Annotated in this window: 16 protein-coding genes; 2 read left to right on the forward strand and 14 right to left on the reverse strand. The window is 63.4% G+C overall.

Annotated elements, in window-relative coordinates:
* Positions 1-116: 116 nt before the first annotated feature.
* The 8 genes from ADT71_RS15505 to ADT71_RS15535 all read right to left on the reverse strand — a co-directional run bounded on the left by ADT71_RS15505 (position 117) and on the right by ADT71_RS15535 (position 6,442).
* Entirely contained in the window at positions 117-1,115 is a 999-nt protein-coding gene (locus ADT71_RS15505) for a contractile injection system protein, VgrG/Pvc8 family (RefSeq protein ID WP_054438236.1), read from the reverse strand.
* Positions 1,115-1,519 (reverse strand): phage tail protein, encoded by a 405-nt coding sequence (locus ADT71_RS15510; protein WP_054438238.1) that lies wholly within the window; start codon positions 1,517-1,519, stop codon positions 1,115-1,117. The genes ADT71_RS15505 and ADT71_RS15510 overlap by 1 nt, the downstream gene beginning before the upstream one ends.
* Positions 1,519-3,765 (reverse strand): phage tail tape measure protein, encoded by a 2,247-nt coding sequence (locus tag ADT71_RS15515; RefSeq protein WP_054438239.1) that lies wholly within the window; start codon positions 3,763-3,765, stop codon positions 1,519-1,521. Before ADT71_RS15515 ends, ADT71_RS15510 begins: the two co-directional genes overlap by 1 nt.
* Positions 3,762-3,896 carry a GpE family phage tail protein gene (locus ADT71_RS30435; protein ID WP_082370378.1) on the reverse strand — a complete coding sequence of 45 codons (135 nt, stop codon included), beginning with the start codon at positions 3,894-3,896 and terminating at the stop codon, positions 3,762-3,764. Before ADT71_RS30435 ends, ADT71_RS15515 begins: the two co-directional genes overlap by 4 nt.
* Entirely contained in the window at positions 3,896-4,246 is a 351-nt protein-coding gene (locus tag ADT71_RS15520) for a phage tail assembly protein (RefSeq protein ID WP_054438241.1), read from the reverse strand. The genes ADT71_RS30435 and ADT71_RS15520 overlap by 1 nt, the downstream gene beginning before the upstream one ends.
* Before the next feature lie 130 nt (positions 4,247-4,376).
* A complete protein-coding gene (locus tag ADT71_RS15525) occupies positions 4,377-4,886 on the reverse strand; it encodes a phage major tail tube protein (protein WP_054438243.1) in 510 nt (169 codons plus the stop codon).
* A 37-nt stretch (positions 4,887-4,923) separates the two neighbouring features.
* The gene (locus ADT71_RS15530) at positions 4,924-6,081 is read right to left on the reverse strand and encodes a phage tail sheath subtilisin-like domain-containing protein (RefSeq protein ID WP_054438245.1); all 1,158 of its coding nucleotides are present in this window, start codon (positions 6,079-6,081) and stop codon (positions 4,924-4,926) included.
* A gap of 10 nt (positions 6,082-6,091) precedes the next feature.
* On the reverse strand, positions 6,092-6,442 hold the full coding sequence (locus ADT71_RS15535) for a GPW/gp25 family protein (RefSeq protein ID WP_054438247.1): 351 nt from the start codon (positions 6,440-6,442) through the stop codon (positions 6,092-6,094).
* A gap of 142 nt (positions 6,443-6,584) precedes the next feature.
* On the opposite strand from ADT71_RS15535, the gene ADT71_RS15540 reads away from it, so the two are divergent.
* Both ADT71_RS15540 and ADT71_RS31435 read left to right on the forward strand, forming a co-directional pair.
* Complete coding sequence (locus ADT71_RS15540) at positions 6,585-7,145, forward strand: phage baseplate assembly protein V (protein ID WP_054438249.1); 561 nt, start codon at positions 6,585-6,587, stop codon at positions 7,143-7,145.
* Between the two features lie 120 nt (positions 7,146-7,265).
* Entirely contained in the window at positions 7,266-8,345 is a 1,080-nt protein-coding gene (locus tag ADT71_RS31435; protein ID WP_132468685.1) for a hypothetical protein, read from the forward strand.
* Positions 8,346-8,365: 20 nt separating this feature from the next.
* Here ADT71_RS31435 and ADT71_RS15545 read toward each other — a convergent pair whose 3' ends face one another.
* The 6 genes from ADT71_RS15545 to ADT71_RS15565 are packed head-to-tail and all read right to left on the reverse strand — an operon-like array spanning position 8,366 to position 12,608.
* Positions 8,366-8,941 (reverse strand): hypothetical protein, encoded by a 576-nt coding sequence (locus ADT71_RS15545; protein ID WP_054438251.1) that lies wholly within the window; start codon positions 8,939-8,941, stop codon positions 8,366-8,368.
* The gene (locus ADT71_RS15550) at positions 8,941-9,417 is read right to left on the reverse strand and encodes a lysozyme (RefSeq protein WP_054438253.1); all 477 of its coding nucleotides are present in this window, start codon (positions 9,415-9,417) and stop codon (positions 8,941-8,943) included. The genes ADT71_RS15545 and ADT71_RS15550 overlap by 1 nt, the downstream gene beginning before the upstream one ends.
* Entirely contained in the window at positions 9,410-9,583 is a 174-nt protein-coding gene (locus ADT71_RS31440) for a hypothetical protein (protein ID WP_156336618.1), read from the reverse strand. The genes ADT71_RS15550 and ADT71_RS31440 overlap by 8 nt, the downstream gene beginning before the upstream one ends.
* Positions 9,580-9,942, reverse strand: coding sequence for a hypothetical protein (locus ADT71_RS15555; protein WP_054438255.1), 363 nt, complete (start codon positions 9,940-9,942; stop codon positions 9,580-9,582). The genes ADT71_RS31440 and ADT71_RS15555 overlap by 4 nt, the downstream gene beginning before the upstream one ends.
* 3 nt (positions 9,943-9,945) lie before the next feature.
* Positions 9,946-10,890: a hypothetical protein gene (locus ADT71_RS15560; RefSeq protein WP_054438258.1), complete on the reverse strand. Its 945-nt coding sequence runs from the start codon at positions 10,888-10,890 to the stop codon at positions 9,946-9,948.
* Positions 10,887-12,608 (reverse strand): sialidase family protein, encoded by a 1,722-nt coding sequence (locus tag ADT71_RS15565; RefSeq protein WP_054438260.1) that lies wholly within the window; start codon positions 12,606-12,608, stop codon positions 10,887-10,889. The genes ADT71_RS15560 and ADT71_RS15565 overlap by 4 nt, the downstream gene beginning before the upstream one ends.
* Positions 12,609-12,615: the final 7 nt, after the last annotated feature.

Genomic DNA, 12,615 nt, shown 5'->3' on the forward strand with positions numbered 1-12,615 from the left:
GAACGGATCATGCTTCGTGTCGATGCTACCGGTGTGGTGCTTGCACGACGGGAAAATATTTCCGGTTGGTCTGCATACCCTTGGCGGGAAATCGCTGCTATTTCGCCTGTCCTTAACTAAGCACTCTCAAGCGAAATCCGCTGCTTGATCCCACCGCCGCCCGCGACGGACGTATCGACTGAGGACAGCAGCCACTTGATCCCGTCGACGGTCGTGTTCCAGCCCGACAGCGTTACCTGCTGGTTGGGCTGGAGCGCAGTATCCGCGAAGGCCAGTTCGTATTCGAACTGGTAGGCGCCGCGCTTCCGCTTGGCCGCTTCAGCCTCGGCCGCCTGCTCCGCATCCGCTTCGCTGGCATAGGCGCGTTTGAGGCGCTTGCGCTTGGTGCCGCCGGTCGACGTGGTCTTTTTCTTCCCGCTGTCCTGATCGTGCCATGATGCCTCCGCACCATCGTATTCATCCCGCTGGGCGCGGGTGAAGCGCCAGGACCATCCATCCCGCTTAGTCAGAGTCTTCGCAGCCAGTGTCTTCCCGCCCGCCGTGGTAGCGCTGCCCACGGGCATGAAGACCAGTTTGCGATCCTTCCACGTCGCCACCGCATCATACCGGCTCCCCAGATCCTTGACCAAGAGCATGTCGCTTTTGCCGTGTTGATCGAGCGCGGTGATGGGCTTGCCGGCGAGATCGGGATGGACCTGTGCCGTGATGCTGTTGCGGCGCGCGATTTCGCCCAGCACAGCGCCGAGTGTGGTGTCCTTCCACGATTGGGTGCGGCGCTTGCGATAGTCGCCGTTGAGGTCCGCCGATCGGGCGGTGATGCGGATGACGTCCGGCGGCCCGGTGGCTTCCACCTCGTCCACGGTGAAACGGCCTTTCTCGACCAGGCCGAGCGTTACGTCCGTGCCCGAGGTCCAGCCCAGCGCCAGCGTGATGACCTTGCCCGGTTCGGGCAGTGCCATCTTGCCATCGCTGTTGTGCAGGGTGAGCGACAGTTCATCCGCGCTGCCATCCCGCTTTTCGGAAAGGGACAGATCGATGAAGCGCGGTTCGATCTTATCGGCAAGGTCCACACCGTCCAGCGTGAGCCGCACGGCCGCGACGTTGGCGTCTGCCATCAGTCCACCCGCGTGAGCTTGAGCGAGAAATTGACGGCGCGCGGGATACCGCCGGCCAGCACCATGCGGTGTTCCCGGTCGAGCTGGTCGATCCGGTAATGGCCGAGGACGAGGCCGGTGCCATCGATCAGCGGCCAGTTGCCGCCGGTGTCCGCCATCTCCACCAGGCGTTCCAACGCGCTGTAGCTTCCGGCGATTTCCGGAACGAGCAGGCCGGCCAGCGTGATCGTGTCCTCTCCCGGGCCGGTAAACTGGCTGGCGGGGCGCGCCATGTGCCGATCGCTGCCTTCATGCCGCCAAGCCTGCGAGCGCTGGAATTCCGAATAGGCGGCAGAATCCATGCCGAAAATGAACATGCCCAGCGTGAGCAGCTTGGCGGGCGAGAGGAAGGGGACGGAAGCCATCAGTGATCCACATATTCGCTGCGAGCTTGCTGAGCCTGCAAGCGTTTGAACTTTCGTAATGCGGCATCGACCAGTTCATCGACGTTCATGCCGGGCGCAGCGTGGATATGGATCGCGATCGGGGCCGCTCCGGCACCACCAACGGAACCTTGGACCGGGCGCGCGGCTGCGGCCATCGGGGTGAGCGAGATCGCGCCGGCAGCGGCAACGCCCGTAGCCATACGGCGCACGGCACGGGTGGGGCCGTGGCGGTTCTTGTCGATGCCATGTTCAAGGCCGGTTGCCACATGCCCGCCCATGGCCATGAAGACGCGGGAGGGAGACTTGATGCCGAGGTACTTCCTGAAGGCGGTGACGCCGTTCTTCGCCATCTCCACCAGTTTCCACGCCAGCGCCATCGGGTTGATCGCCATGAGCAGGCCCTGCATCATCATGCTGCCGATGGACTTGAGCCAATCCGGCAGGCCTTGCACGGCGTTCTTCACCCAAGCCACGCCCTTCATGAACGCGCCGCTGATCTGGCTCCAGTGGGCGTAGACGAGGTACACGGCTCCCGCGAGCGCGGCGACGATCAGGCTGATGACCAGGACGATCGGGTTGGCCATCATCATCATGCCCGCGCGCATCACGCCCTGGGCAAGAAACATGGCGGCCACGCGCATCATGCCAAAGGCCCGCACGGCAAGGCCAGCGCTCTTGATGGCGACATTGGCGAACCTGCCGAGCAGGGCCCCGGCGCGCGATGCGCCATCAACCTTGCGGAAAAAGGGAATGACCTTGGCAAACGGCCCCAGCAGGCCGCCCAGCGCGAACTGCGCGGCGCCAAGGCCGATGCGGAAGGCGACAAGGCTGGTCAGCACGGTCGTGATGCCGGAGGCAAGCTGGGGATGAGCTTTGGACCAGGCGCGTACCGAATTGGCGATCGAGACGATCTTCGTGGATGCCGACATGACCGTGGGCAGCAGTTCCTGCCCCAGTGTGATGTTGAGCGCCTTCAAGGCGTTCAGGGCCAGCCCGGTGGCGCCTTCAGTCGTGGCGATGCGGGCCATGTATTCGGCCTGCATCGACCCGGCGTACTGCGCCTTGTCACCGACCAGTTGCAGGTTCGTCTGCAGCTTGCCGAGGTTGGTGAGCATCGGCGCGATCGCGCCCACCGATTCTGAGCCGAACAGGTTGGTCAGGATTCCCGTCCGCTGGGCCTTGGGCACCTTGGCGAGCCGCTGCAGCACGTCCGTGATGGCCCCGCCGGCATCCTTCTGCATGCGTTCGGCAAGGTCGGTAGCTTTCAGGCCGAGCGAGTCCAGCGCCGTGGTCTGGCTTTTGGTGGCCGATTCACCCTTGGTGAGCGCCAGCATCATGTTCTTGATGCCGGTGGCCGCTACTTCCTCTTCCACGCCCACGCTGTTGAGCAGCTGGGCCATGGCCGCGACTTGCGGGGCGGTGACACCGGCCACTTCGCCCAGTGCGCCGATGCGGGTAACGATGCCGGAAACGGCAGTGGCGTTGCCGCCATAGGCATTGGTCAGCGCATTGATCTGGTCTGCCAGGCGCGTCACGTCCCCCTGCCCCATGGAGAAGGCCGTCCGCCACTTCGCCATCATGTTACCGGCATCGTCCCCCGAGATATCGAAGGCGACGCCCATCTTCGCCGCGTCTTCCGCGAAACCGAGCAGTTCCTTGCGGGGAATATTGGCGCGGCCAGCGGCGGCGACGATCGCGGCGATACCCTCGGCCGCCATCGGAATCCGGGTGCTGAGGTTCAGCACTTCATCCGACATCTGGGCGAAGGCCTTGGGGCTGGGGAAATTCACCACCTTGCGCACATCGGCCATGGCGCTTTCGAAGGTCATGGCCTGTTTCGTGGCCATGACCAGCGGCAGCGACATGGCCACGCCCGCCAGGAGGTTATCCTTGCCCTTGTTCTTCCATTCCTGCGCCTTGCCCAGCATCGCCATGCGATCGGCGTTGATCACGGCGAGCCGGCGCTGGTTGCGCAATTGCTCGTTTGTACCGGCAATCTGGCGTTCCAGCGCGCGCTCCCGGTTCGTGAGTTCGGTGATGTTGCCGGCGGCGCTGCCCAGCTCTCGGCGGACCTTGGCCAGTTCACGCTCCAGCTTCTTCGATTCGCCAGTGAGCGAGCGGATCGACTTCGATCCCTTGTTGCCGAGGCCGACGATGTTGCGCAGCGAGCCGGACATCTTGTCTACGCCGAGGAAGTTCACGATCAGGGAAAGCTTGTTACTCATTCCTCGCCTTCCTTGCCCTGCATTCGGTTCCAGATCGCGATGGCGCGCTCACGCCAATCGAAGAGTTCGTCGATCGGCAATCGGGACAGCTCGCTAAGCGGCCAGTGAAAGACGGCCGCGATATCGGCCATCAGGTCTTCGGCAGATGTTCCGCGATCATTGCCTCGAGAGCTGTCCGCTCCGCTGGGGTCAGAAAAAAACCACGGATGGTACCGCCGATCTGGGCAAGATCGTCCGCAGGCAGTCGATCCGCCTCATCCTGCAGCAGCGGCGGATTGGAAATGCGGGGGATGACCTTGAGGATTGCGGTAACGTCCGTCTGCAGCAAGTCCTGCAGGGCAAGGCCGCGCAGCTCGCCGCCCATGGGTTTCTTGAGCGTGATCGACGTGATATGCGTTTCGCCCCGGATGATCGGAGTGGCGAGCGTGACGGTTTCGAAGACGAGGCCGTTTTGAGCGGCGGTATCGGGCTGGGTTGCCATGTGCGGGGCTCCTGCGTTGCGGTGGATCGGGCGGGGCATCAGGCCGGAGAGGGGGAGAGGTTACCGATCCTCCCCGGCCCACCACCGCGACGGCGCCCCGCAAAGGACCGCCCGGTGAATCTCGAATGGATCAGCCGGTGAGGATGGCCATGATCTCGGCGTAACGGTCGATGCCGTTCACCAGGAAGACGCCGTTGATCATGTCGATCTCCACCTCGACCACGCCGTCCACCTCGCGGCGATAGTACGAGGCCGGGAGCGTGTATTTGTGCTCGGTGGCATCGCCGGCTTTCGCCTTGCCTTCGTCGATTTCGGAGAAACGGCCGCCGAGGTAGATCTCGACAGCTTGCGCGGCAGTGCCGTCATCGGCGCGATAGGCGCCGACCAGGCGCAGCTGCACACCGTCGATAGCCGCGGTGCCGAACATGCGGATCAGCGCGGCAACGTGGCCAGCCATGGTCATCGTGGCTTCCAGAGCCTCAAGCCCCATATCGAGCTTGACCGCCCCCAGCATGCCGCCGCCCCGATGATCTTCGGTAGCGATGGCCAGCTTGGGCTGTTCGAATTCCGAGATGACGCCGAGGTAACCCTCGCCATCGACGAAACCATTCATGTTCACGAGCTTGCGCGGCAGGCCCATGGCCGAATCCTTTCAGAAAGAGGGGATGGGCTCGGGCTCAGACCAACTGGTCGGCGAAGTCCGAGTAGTAATAGTCCGTGATCTGCAGATCGATGGTAGGGTTCTCCATCGGTGCGCAGGGGGTGTAGCGGAAACGGAAGTTGGGCTTGCCGGCGGCGAGCTGCGCGGACGAGTTCTTGTCCCGATCGAAAAAGAATTCTGCGCCGACGATCTTCCCGGCGGCTTTGAGCGCGCGGGCTGCGGCGTTCATCTTTTCCAGCAGGTTCTTGATCAGGCCCACAGTCATGGGCTTGTCCACGAAGGGCTGGATGGTGGTGGCGATCACGTCCTGCAGCGCAAAGCTGGTACGCACGGCGCTTTCGAAGGCAAAGTCCGGTTCATCATCGCCCGCCGTGGTGCGGTTGCCCCAAGGGCGATAGCCGTCCGTGCGGACGAACGTGGTGACCGGGGCATCATTCAGAACGCCGGCATCGGTAGACGAATCCAGCAGATCGAAGTGAACGTCCTTCGTGATCGCCAGCACACCGTCCATCGCCACGTTCGAAATCGTCTTGTGCCATCCGGTCTCTTCATCGATCCGGGCGCGCAGGCCGAGGACGCGGGCAACGGCATCGCCGCTCCAGTCGTTGGTGTCCGGCCAGAACAGCATCAGCTCGCGCGCCGAGAAGTTGTCGCGATAGGTGACGGCAGCGGCCACGGTTTCGCCGATCGCGCGGGCATAGGCCATGCCGCGCAGCTTCTTGGCCGCGATGACCAGTTCGGTGGTGACGGCCTGCGTATCGAGGCCGGGTGCGCCGAGGATGCGAGGAGCGACGCCGAGCAGCGCCTTGGCCGCAAGCAGGGCCTGCATGCCGGTCTTCTGGCCGGTGGCGGTGGTGGTGCCGATCACGTTGGCGTCGGTTCCCGCCTGATCATCGCCCTCTTCCACGCGGACGACGACGACGATCGGGCTCGACTGGTCGCCGATAGCCTCAAGCGACCTCTTCAGCGTGCCGAGGCTCCCGGCCTTGCCCGCCGAGATATCGACGCTGGTGACCAGGACCGGAGTGTTGAGAGGGAAGGCTGCATCGATATCGGCGGCAACGTCCCCGGCGCCGGCCATGCTGGTGGCGATCAGGCCGATCACCGCCATGCTGGCGGGCGAAGCCGAGACGGTGCTGTCGGACGATTCGGTAATGGTCAGGCCGTGGGTCATCAGGGCTTCCTCAGCTCGCGATGGGAATGGAAAGGGTGACCTTCGAATTCGGCGCAGCCACATCCGTGCGCTTGCCCGAAATCGAGATCGTGAGATTGCCCGCCGCGAAGGTGCCCGAAATGTCGACCTTGCTGATGGCGATGCGGGGTTCCCACTGCCGCAGGGCCACGGCCGTAGCCGCACGCAGCAGCATCACGGTGGCGGCGTTTATGGGACGGTCGATCAGGTCGAACAGCATTGAGCCGAAGTCGCGGCGCATCACCCGGGTGCCCAGCGGGGTGCAAAGGATCTTGCCGATGGACTGCGCAAGGTGCGCGGTACCGTCCAGGGCTTTTCCGGTCGTGGCGTTCATCCCGATCATGGGAAGCACCAAGCCCGGTCGCGGGCGCGAAAACCAGAGGCCGCCGGGGTAGAGGGCAGCGTTACCTGCCGCCCCCCGCGCTTGTCGGCGCTCGGCGGGGTAATCCTGCCCTTCCCGCCCCATCACAAGGCACAGCGCACCGATGAAAGACCAGGAAGACATCCCCGCCGACGTGTCGGAGCTGATCCGTCTGGGCACGATCGCCAGCGTCACGCTGGATCCGCCGCGCTGCACGGTGGACTATGGCGACGAGGAAGATGGAGAAGGCGCTGCCGTGACGCCGCCGATTCGCTGGCTGATGCCCCGCGCAGGCGACACGCAGGTGTGGTCCCCGCCAACGGTAGGCGAACAGGTCGTGCTGCTGGTGCCCGACGGACAGATCGCGGCGGCCGTGGCATTGCTTGGCCTGACGCAAGATGCGTTCCCTCCCGGATGGTCCAGCCTGACGGAAGGGATGAAGTTCAAGGACGGCGCGCGGATCTCGTATGACCCGGAAGGGCACGCCCTGCTTGCGGAGCTGCCGGCCGGCGCGACGGCTGCGATCATAGCCACGGGAGGGATCAGGATCACGGGCGCAGTGACTATCGAGGGCACGGTGACAGTGACCGGCGACGTGGTGGCGGATGGCATCAGCCTGAAGGACCATCGGCACAAGGACGTTCAGGCGGGCACTGCAGTGAGCGGACCGCCAAAAACCGCGTAAGACACCTAATTACCAGTATTTTTTATAAGTTTCCAAATTTCCTTCTTATAATCAAAATTGGTAATTGATTTAAATCCCCCCGGAGCACTTTATAAAAAGATAATATATCAGGGGATCATTGTGATGGAGAGACTGCCAGCTATCGCTGCCTGCCTTATGGCCGCCACGCTATCAACCTCCTGCACCACGCCTAACCCCGGAGCTAAAGGAGGAGGAAAGAATTATCTGGAAACCGTAAGTACGGCAGATGAGTTGATGGCGCGCCTCGCCATGCGCGCGGCGACAAAATTTAACGGAGATCGACCAGGGTCGCCCGACTTTCAGGTCATCGTAACTGGCAACGCATATCCCATTGGAACGCTTATCCGACGGGGGACATCGATTCCCGTGGATTACAATGCATGTCAGATTGCGGAGCCACCGAAAGTCTCCTCGCCCAATATCTTTCCCGACTACCTTTTGATGCAGAAGACCGGGTTCAATTTTGGCCTTGATAGCAACGCCGTTGCCAAGGTTGCCTCTGCGGGTGTGGATTTTAGCAATACCGATAATAGCACTTTAACATTCAGCGGCACACAGACCGGCTTTCTGTCAGATAACGATCTAAAACGCCTAATGTCCTCAAAAGAATGTCGCGACGCAATTTCTTCGACAGATGCGTGGCTAGTAAGAGGCTACATAGAAGGAAAAAGAACATTTGAACTCAAGAAAGAGTCCAACAAAGAAGTGAAAATCGGATTCAATAAGATAGGTTCGTTTGATTTAAATTTTGGATCAGGCAACGCATCATTAAGTTTTACTGACGAAGAGCCAACTCAGTTCCTACAAGTAGTATCACAGCTGACTATCGATCAGAGCGGAACCATACAAAGTGCCATTCCGTCTCCCGGACCTAGTGCCAGCCAAGCTGGAAAAATCTACATCCAACGCGACAAAGCGGACACCTCCGGCAACGGAACTGCTGTTCGAGCTGCTCTGGGTGCTTTGCCCTCGCAGGTAGCGCAGGGCATCGAAGCAATTGATTCTCAGAAAATGCCAACATTGGCACAGGTAAGATATTTTAACGTCGCTGACGAAGGACTGGCTCAGCAGGCACTTACAATACTTAAGCTGACATACTCCAACGCGATCATGAAGCGCGTCCCTTTGCCATCACCTTCGGGGCAGCTTGAAATTTGGCTCCCCAGAGTCGGGCAATAGCGTACAAACTAAATCAAGCTTCAGAGTCGGCCCTCCCCCAATGCCACTACGGCAGCTATCAGCGCATCAAGCTGCATCGCCTGTTCTGCCGCGATCAATCGTTCGCTTGGGCCGAGGCATTCCGCAGGGGCGCCAGCCAGTCGTATGTCGGGCGCCTGAGCAGTTCCGCCGGGGGAAGCGGGTAGGCCGGGCACTGCGATGCCTGCGCTCGCACTGCCAGCGGGGCTTCCGGCTTTGGCGCCGTCGAGCAGGCGCTGATAGCGAGCGCGCAAAGCGGCAAGGCGCTGCGCATAATCCTTCGAAGCGGCATCGTTGATCTCCTGCTGGCGCGCCATTTCGCGCGCGATCCGTTCGGCATCGAGCCGCGCCGCCTCTGCCTGGGCCGCGCGATAATCGTCCTTCGTCCTCTGGTGGGCAGTCTTCTCGGCCGCCGCCTTCTGGTTCGCCGCGTCGCGCTCTGCCGTCAGCTGCCCGCATTCGGCCCACAAAGCGATTGCGGCGATGCCAAGGGCGATCACCCCGCGATGCCGCCAGATCGCGCCCCATGCCCACGAGAGGACAGATTTCGCGATAGCGGCGAGAGGCAGCGCCCCCATCACGCGGCGGCCTGATAGAGCGCGGCCTCATCGGCGCGGCGGCGGCGCAGGCCTTCCAGCGGCTTGCCGTCGTTGTTGATCCACTTGCCGAACTCGGCCGCTGCCCCGGCATGCTTCCCGGCGACGTGCAGCTTCGTCAGCGTGGCCTTGAAGATGGCCCCGGTGTTGTAGTGGAACGAGACCAGTGCATCGAACTGGTTGGGCGTGGTCGGGGCGGAACCGATGGCCTTGGCGACCTCGTTCACATAGCGCACGATTTCGCGCTCGAACCGCGCATCGCACTGCGCCTGTGTCCAGACGGTGCCCTTGGCGATGTCCGGCCCGGTCGATCCCCAACCGATCGTCCAGGGCTTGCCATCCTTGCTGCCGGGGTCGGGATAGGCTTCGAAGCGGCCATCGGCGCGCTTTTTTGCGCAGCCTTCCCACTTGTGGATCAGGGCCTTGCCCTTCGGGCCGAGGGTGCGTGCGTCAGTCATGGCGCTTTTCCTTTCGGTGCGCGAGGTAGTCGAGGAGGTGGGAGATCAGCGGCCGGGCCAGCGGATCGAGCGCGGTCATGCGAAGGTGGAGCCGCAGCACCCGCCAGTATCCGAAGCCGGACGCGGCAAGCGAAAGCGTGACCACGAGGGCGAACGGGTCGTTCACGGCGTGGCATCCTTGGGCGCGCCTTCGTCCATGCCCACACGCTTGCGAACGATCGTCTGCAGCGCATCGAGGAAGAAGGCGAAGCCGAGGGCGCCCAGCACCATGGAGAGCAGGACCACGCCCTCCATCGGCCAATCGCGCAGCCGCCCGATGACGACGGACAGGGTGGCGAAAGCTGGCAGGGCCGACAGTTCGGAGAACACCAGCCAGCGGCGCTTGCGCTGCCAGAGGCCGAACGCCACCGGGTCCGATGGCGGTTCGGGCGCGACGCCGAACAGCATCCAGCCAAGCCGCGCGCCGCACAGGGCCATCCCGCCGAACAGCGACATCAGCCAGAGCAGGAAATCGTCCAGCTTCATGGCTCAGCTTCCGATCTGCGGGTTGGCGGCCCTGATGGCGGCGCGCACTGCGGCGCGGGTGGCGGCATCGATCGTGGGCAGGATCGCGAAAGTGGAGAACAGGCAGTTCGCCTTCCCCGATCCGCCGTTGCCGCCATAGAGCATGTCCATGGTCACCTGATTGACCAGCGCGCCCGGCGCCGCCGAAAAGCCCGCGACCGTGGCGATGGCCACGCCGTCCATCAGCAGGGTGGCGTTGTCGTTCAGGTAGTCCACCGCGATTTCAAGGATGCCCCATTTGCGGTTGGCCAGCGCCACCGGCGCGGCTTCGGTCAGTGTCCAGCTGGTCCCGCCGCCCAAGCGCCGGATCACGGCATAGTAGGTCGAGCCATCGGCGGTGATGCCCAGCTGGAGGAAGTCCTTGGCGTTGCCGGTGCGCAGGGCGAACATCGTGCGGTTCGCGCCCATCGCGGTCTTGGGCTTCACGGCCAGCATGATCGTGCATTCGTTGGTCAGCGCCAGCGCGCCGGGCAGCGCGCCGGTCAGCACCGAGGCGGCCTGCCCGTTGATCGTCATGTCGATGATCGGTCGCTGCGACACGGTGGCCGCGCCGGGCTGGTTGGCCTCGGTCGCCTGATCCAGCCTCAGCGCATAGGGCGCCAGGCTGTACATGTTCTTCATGTAGACGCTCCCCGCCGCGCGCGGATTGCACAGCCACGGATCGACGAAGGCATAGCAGCTGGCCAGCGCATCCCCGGCTGCGGCGGCGGCATCGAGCGCCATCTGCATCTGCGCGGACATGTCCATGTTGCTGGCATCGCCGCGCCAGCCAGCGTCCAGCGCCAGGCGCACGCCGGTCTTGAGCGAGGCCTTGTAATTGGCGATTTCCCAGCGGGTGAGGCCGACCTTTTCCAAGGCGCCCGCCACGGGCATCTGGCGGTTGCGGATGATCTTGGACAGGACGCTCATGCAAGGAGGCTCCGGACGGTATGGAAGGAGAGGAAGAAGGCGTGGTGCATGCCGGCGTTGCCGTTGCTGAACAGGCCGCGGGCTTCCTTGAAGTCGAGGATGCGATCGCCGAGCTGGCCCAGATCGCTGTACCCGGTGTTGCGGGCGAGATCGGAGTTCGTGTCGTTGCGGTTGAGCACATCCCGGTACGCCACGTCGGACGGCCGGTAGAGCGGCCCATTGTTCAGCCATGAGCCCTGCGCACCCAACCGGTAGCTGATCGACAGGGTGAGGTTGTAGCGAAGCTCGGACGTGGTTTCGTCCACGCGCGGCGCCTGGTTGTTGGACACGATCACGCGCGGCACGCCGTCCCCGCCGTCGAAGGTTAGGATCGCCCCGGCCGCCACGATGTCCGGCAGCGATGGCTCGGGGTAATGATCCAGCATCTGCGTGCCTTCGGCGTTGTAGATGATCGTGTAGCGCAGGCCGTCCGCATAGCGGGAATTGACCATGAGGCGCCCGGCATCCTCGGGAAGCTGGCAGATCGACTGTTCGGACGTGGGGATGCCCGCCAGCGCGGCATCGGCAGAAGGCATCGTGAACGAGCGCTTCCACGTGCCGTGGGGCGTCTCGCTGGTGTCGGCGCGGTCCAGCGTGGCAAGGCTCAGGCCCTGATTGCCGCGAATGGGATAGAACAGCCGCCCTTCGCGGGTAGCGATGCCGTGCGCCGGGCAGAACAGGTTGTCCTGCCCCAGCGTCAGCATCTGCTTGGCGTTTTCGCCGCTGATCGGCAGGGCCAGCGGAGTATCCGCCTGTCCCTTCCACGTCAGCAGATTGTCATCGCTGTAGATGCCCACGATCTGCTGCGGGATGCGGCGGCCCGCCATCAGCCACCAGACGTCCGCCACCGGGTCATAAACCGGCGCCGGATCGGCGAAGCCATAGCCAAGGGTCGAAACCTCGTCCGCTTCGCGCATCAGTTCGAACTGCGGGTTGGTGGCCGAAAGGGTTTCCAGCATCGTCAGGAAGCTGGCGGTGGGATCGGTGCGGATCGTCTTTTCGATCCAGCGCACCTGTTCGAAGGTGAGCACGCGCGCGATCACGCGGCGGGTGGCGGCATCGCTGCTGGCGCCCACGCGGCCTTCGCCGACGAACAGCACCTTGTCCTTGCCCACCGCGAAGGCGGGGATGCGCACATAGCTGGTGGTGCCCCGGATGGAGGCGGGCCACTGCGCGTTGGACGAGAACAGGATCGGGAATTCGCGCGAACGGTAGAGCAGGCCCTCGATCATGTCATTGTAGCGGCGCTGGTCTTCGGTGGTACCGTTCGGCAGCGTCACCTTGCGGTGAATGTCCTCGCCGTTCGGCCCCACGACCATGCCCAGCGCGTCTTCACAGAAGAACCGGGGGCTACCGTCCGGCAGGGCGGCATATGCGCTGTCGTTCAGCCGGTTATCGACGGCCGCGAACCTGGTGACGATGCCGTCCAGTTCGGTCGTCAGGTTGCGGTTGCCCACCAGAACCATTTCGCCCTTGGCGTTCACCGCCAGATGGACTTCGCCCAGCGGCCCTTCGATCAGGGACTGGAGTGCGGAATCGAAGGTGGCCGCCGCATCGAGCTGGCGCGAGCCGAAGACCGTCGCGAGCGGTGCCTTCACCATCGCGCCGTCCTTCACGAACGGGACGAGTTCGGTGCCGGTCACGGTGTCGGCATTGGGAAGCAGGGAAATCTTGGTCATCGTATCG

The organism is Novosphingobium sp. ST904 (assembly GCF_001298105.1).
Lineage (GTDB): Bacteria > Pseudomonadota > Alphaproteobacteria > Sphingomonadales > Sphingomonadaceae > Novosphingobium.

Excerpts from the sequence above, each read along its gene's own strand:
- ADT71_RS15505 (WP_054438236.1), bottom strand. The coding sequence starts at position 1,115 with ATGGCAGACGCCAACGTCGCGGCCGTGCGGCTCACGCTGGACGGTGTG.
- ADT71_RS15510 (WP_054438238.1), bottom strand. The coding sequence starts at position 1,519 with ATGGCTTCCGTCCCCTTCCTCTCGCCCGCCAAGCTGCTCACGCTGGGC.
- ADT71_RS15515 (WP_054438239.1), bottom strand. The coding sequence starts at position 3,765 with ATGAGTAACAAGCTTTCCCTGATCGTGAACTTCCTCGGCGTAGACAAG.
- ADT71_RS30435 (WP_082370378.1), bottom strand. The coding sequence starts at position 3,896 with ATGGCCGATATCGCGGCCGTCTTTCACTGGCCGCTTAGCGAGCTGTCC.
- ADT71_RS15520 (WP_054438241.1), bottom strand. The coding sequence starts at position 4,246 with ATGGCAACCCAGCCCGATACCGCCGCTCAAAACGGCCTCGTCTTCGAA.
- ADT71_RS15525 (WP_054438243.1), bottom strand. The coding sequence starts at position 4,886 with ATGGGCCTGCCGCGCAAGCTCGTGAACATGAATGGTTTCGTCGATGGC.
- ADT71_RS15530 (WP_054438245.1), bottom strand. The coding sequence starts at position 6,081 with ATGACCCACGGCCTGACCATTACCGAATCGTCCGACAGCACCGTCTCG.
- ADT71_RS15535 (WP_054438247.1), bottom strand. The coding sequence starts at position 6,442 with ATGATCGGGATGAACGCCACGACCGGAAAAGCCCTGGACGGTACCGCG.
- ADT71_RS15540 (WP_054438249.1), top strand. The coding sequence starts at position 6,585 with ATGAAAGACCAGGAAGACATCCCCGCCGACGTGTCGGAGCTGATCCGT.
- ADT71_RS15545 (WP_054438251.1), bottom strand. The coding sequence starts at position 8,941 with ATGGGGGCGCTGCCTCTCGCCGCTATCGCGAAATCTGTCCTCTCGTGG.
- ADT71_RS15550 (WP_054438253.1), bottom strand. The coding sequence starts at position 9,417 with ATGACTGACGCACGCACCCTCGGCCCGAAGGGCAAGGCCCTGATCCAC.
- ADT71_RS15555 (WP_054438255.1), bottom strand. The coding sequence starts at position 9,942 with ATGAAGCTGGACGATTTCCTGCTCTGGCTGATGTCGCTGTTCGGCGGG.
- ADT71_RS15560 (WP_054438258.1), bottom strand. The coding sequence starts at position 10,890 with ATGAGCGTCCTGTCCAAGATCATCCGCAACCGCCAGATGCCCGTGGCG.
- ADT71_RS15565 (WP_054438260.1), bottom strand. The coding sequence starts at position 12,608 with ATGACCAAGATTTCCCTGCTTCCCAATGCCGACACCGTGACCGGCACC.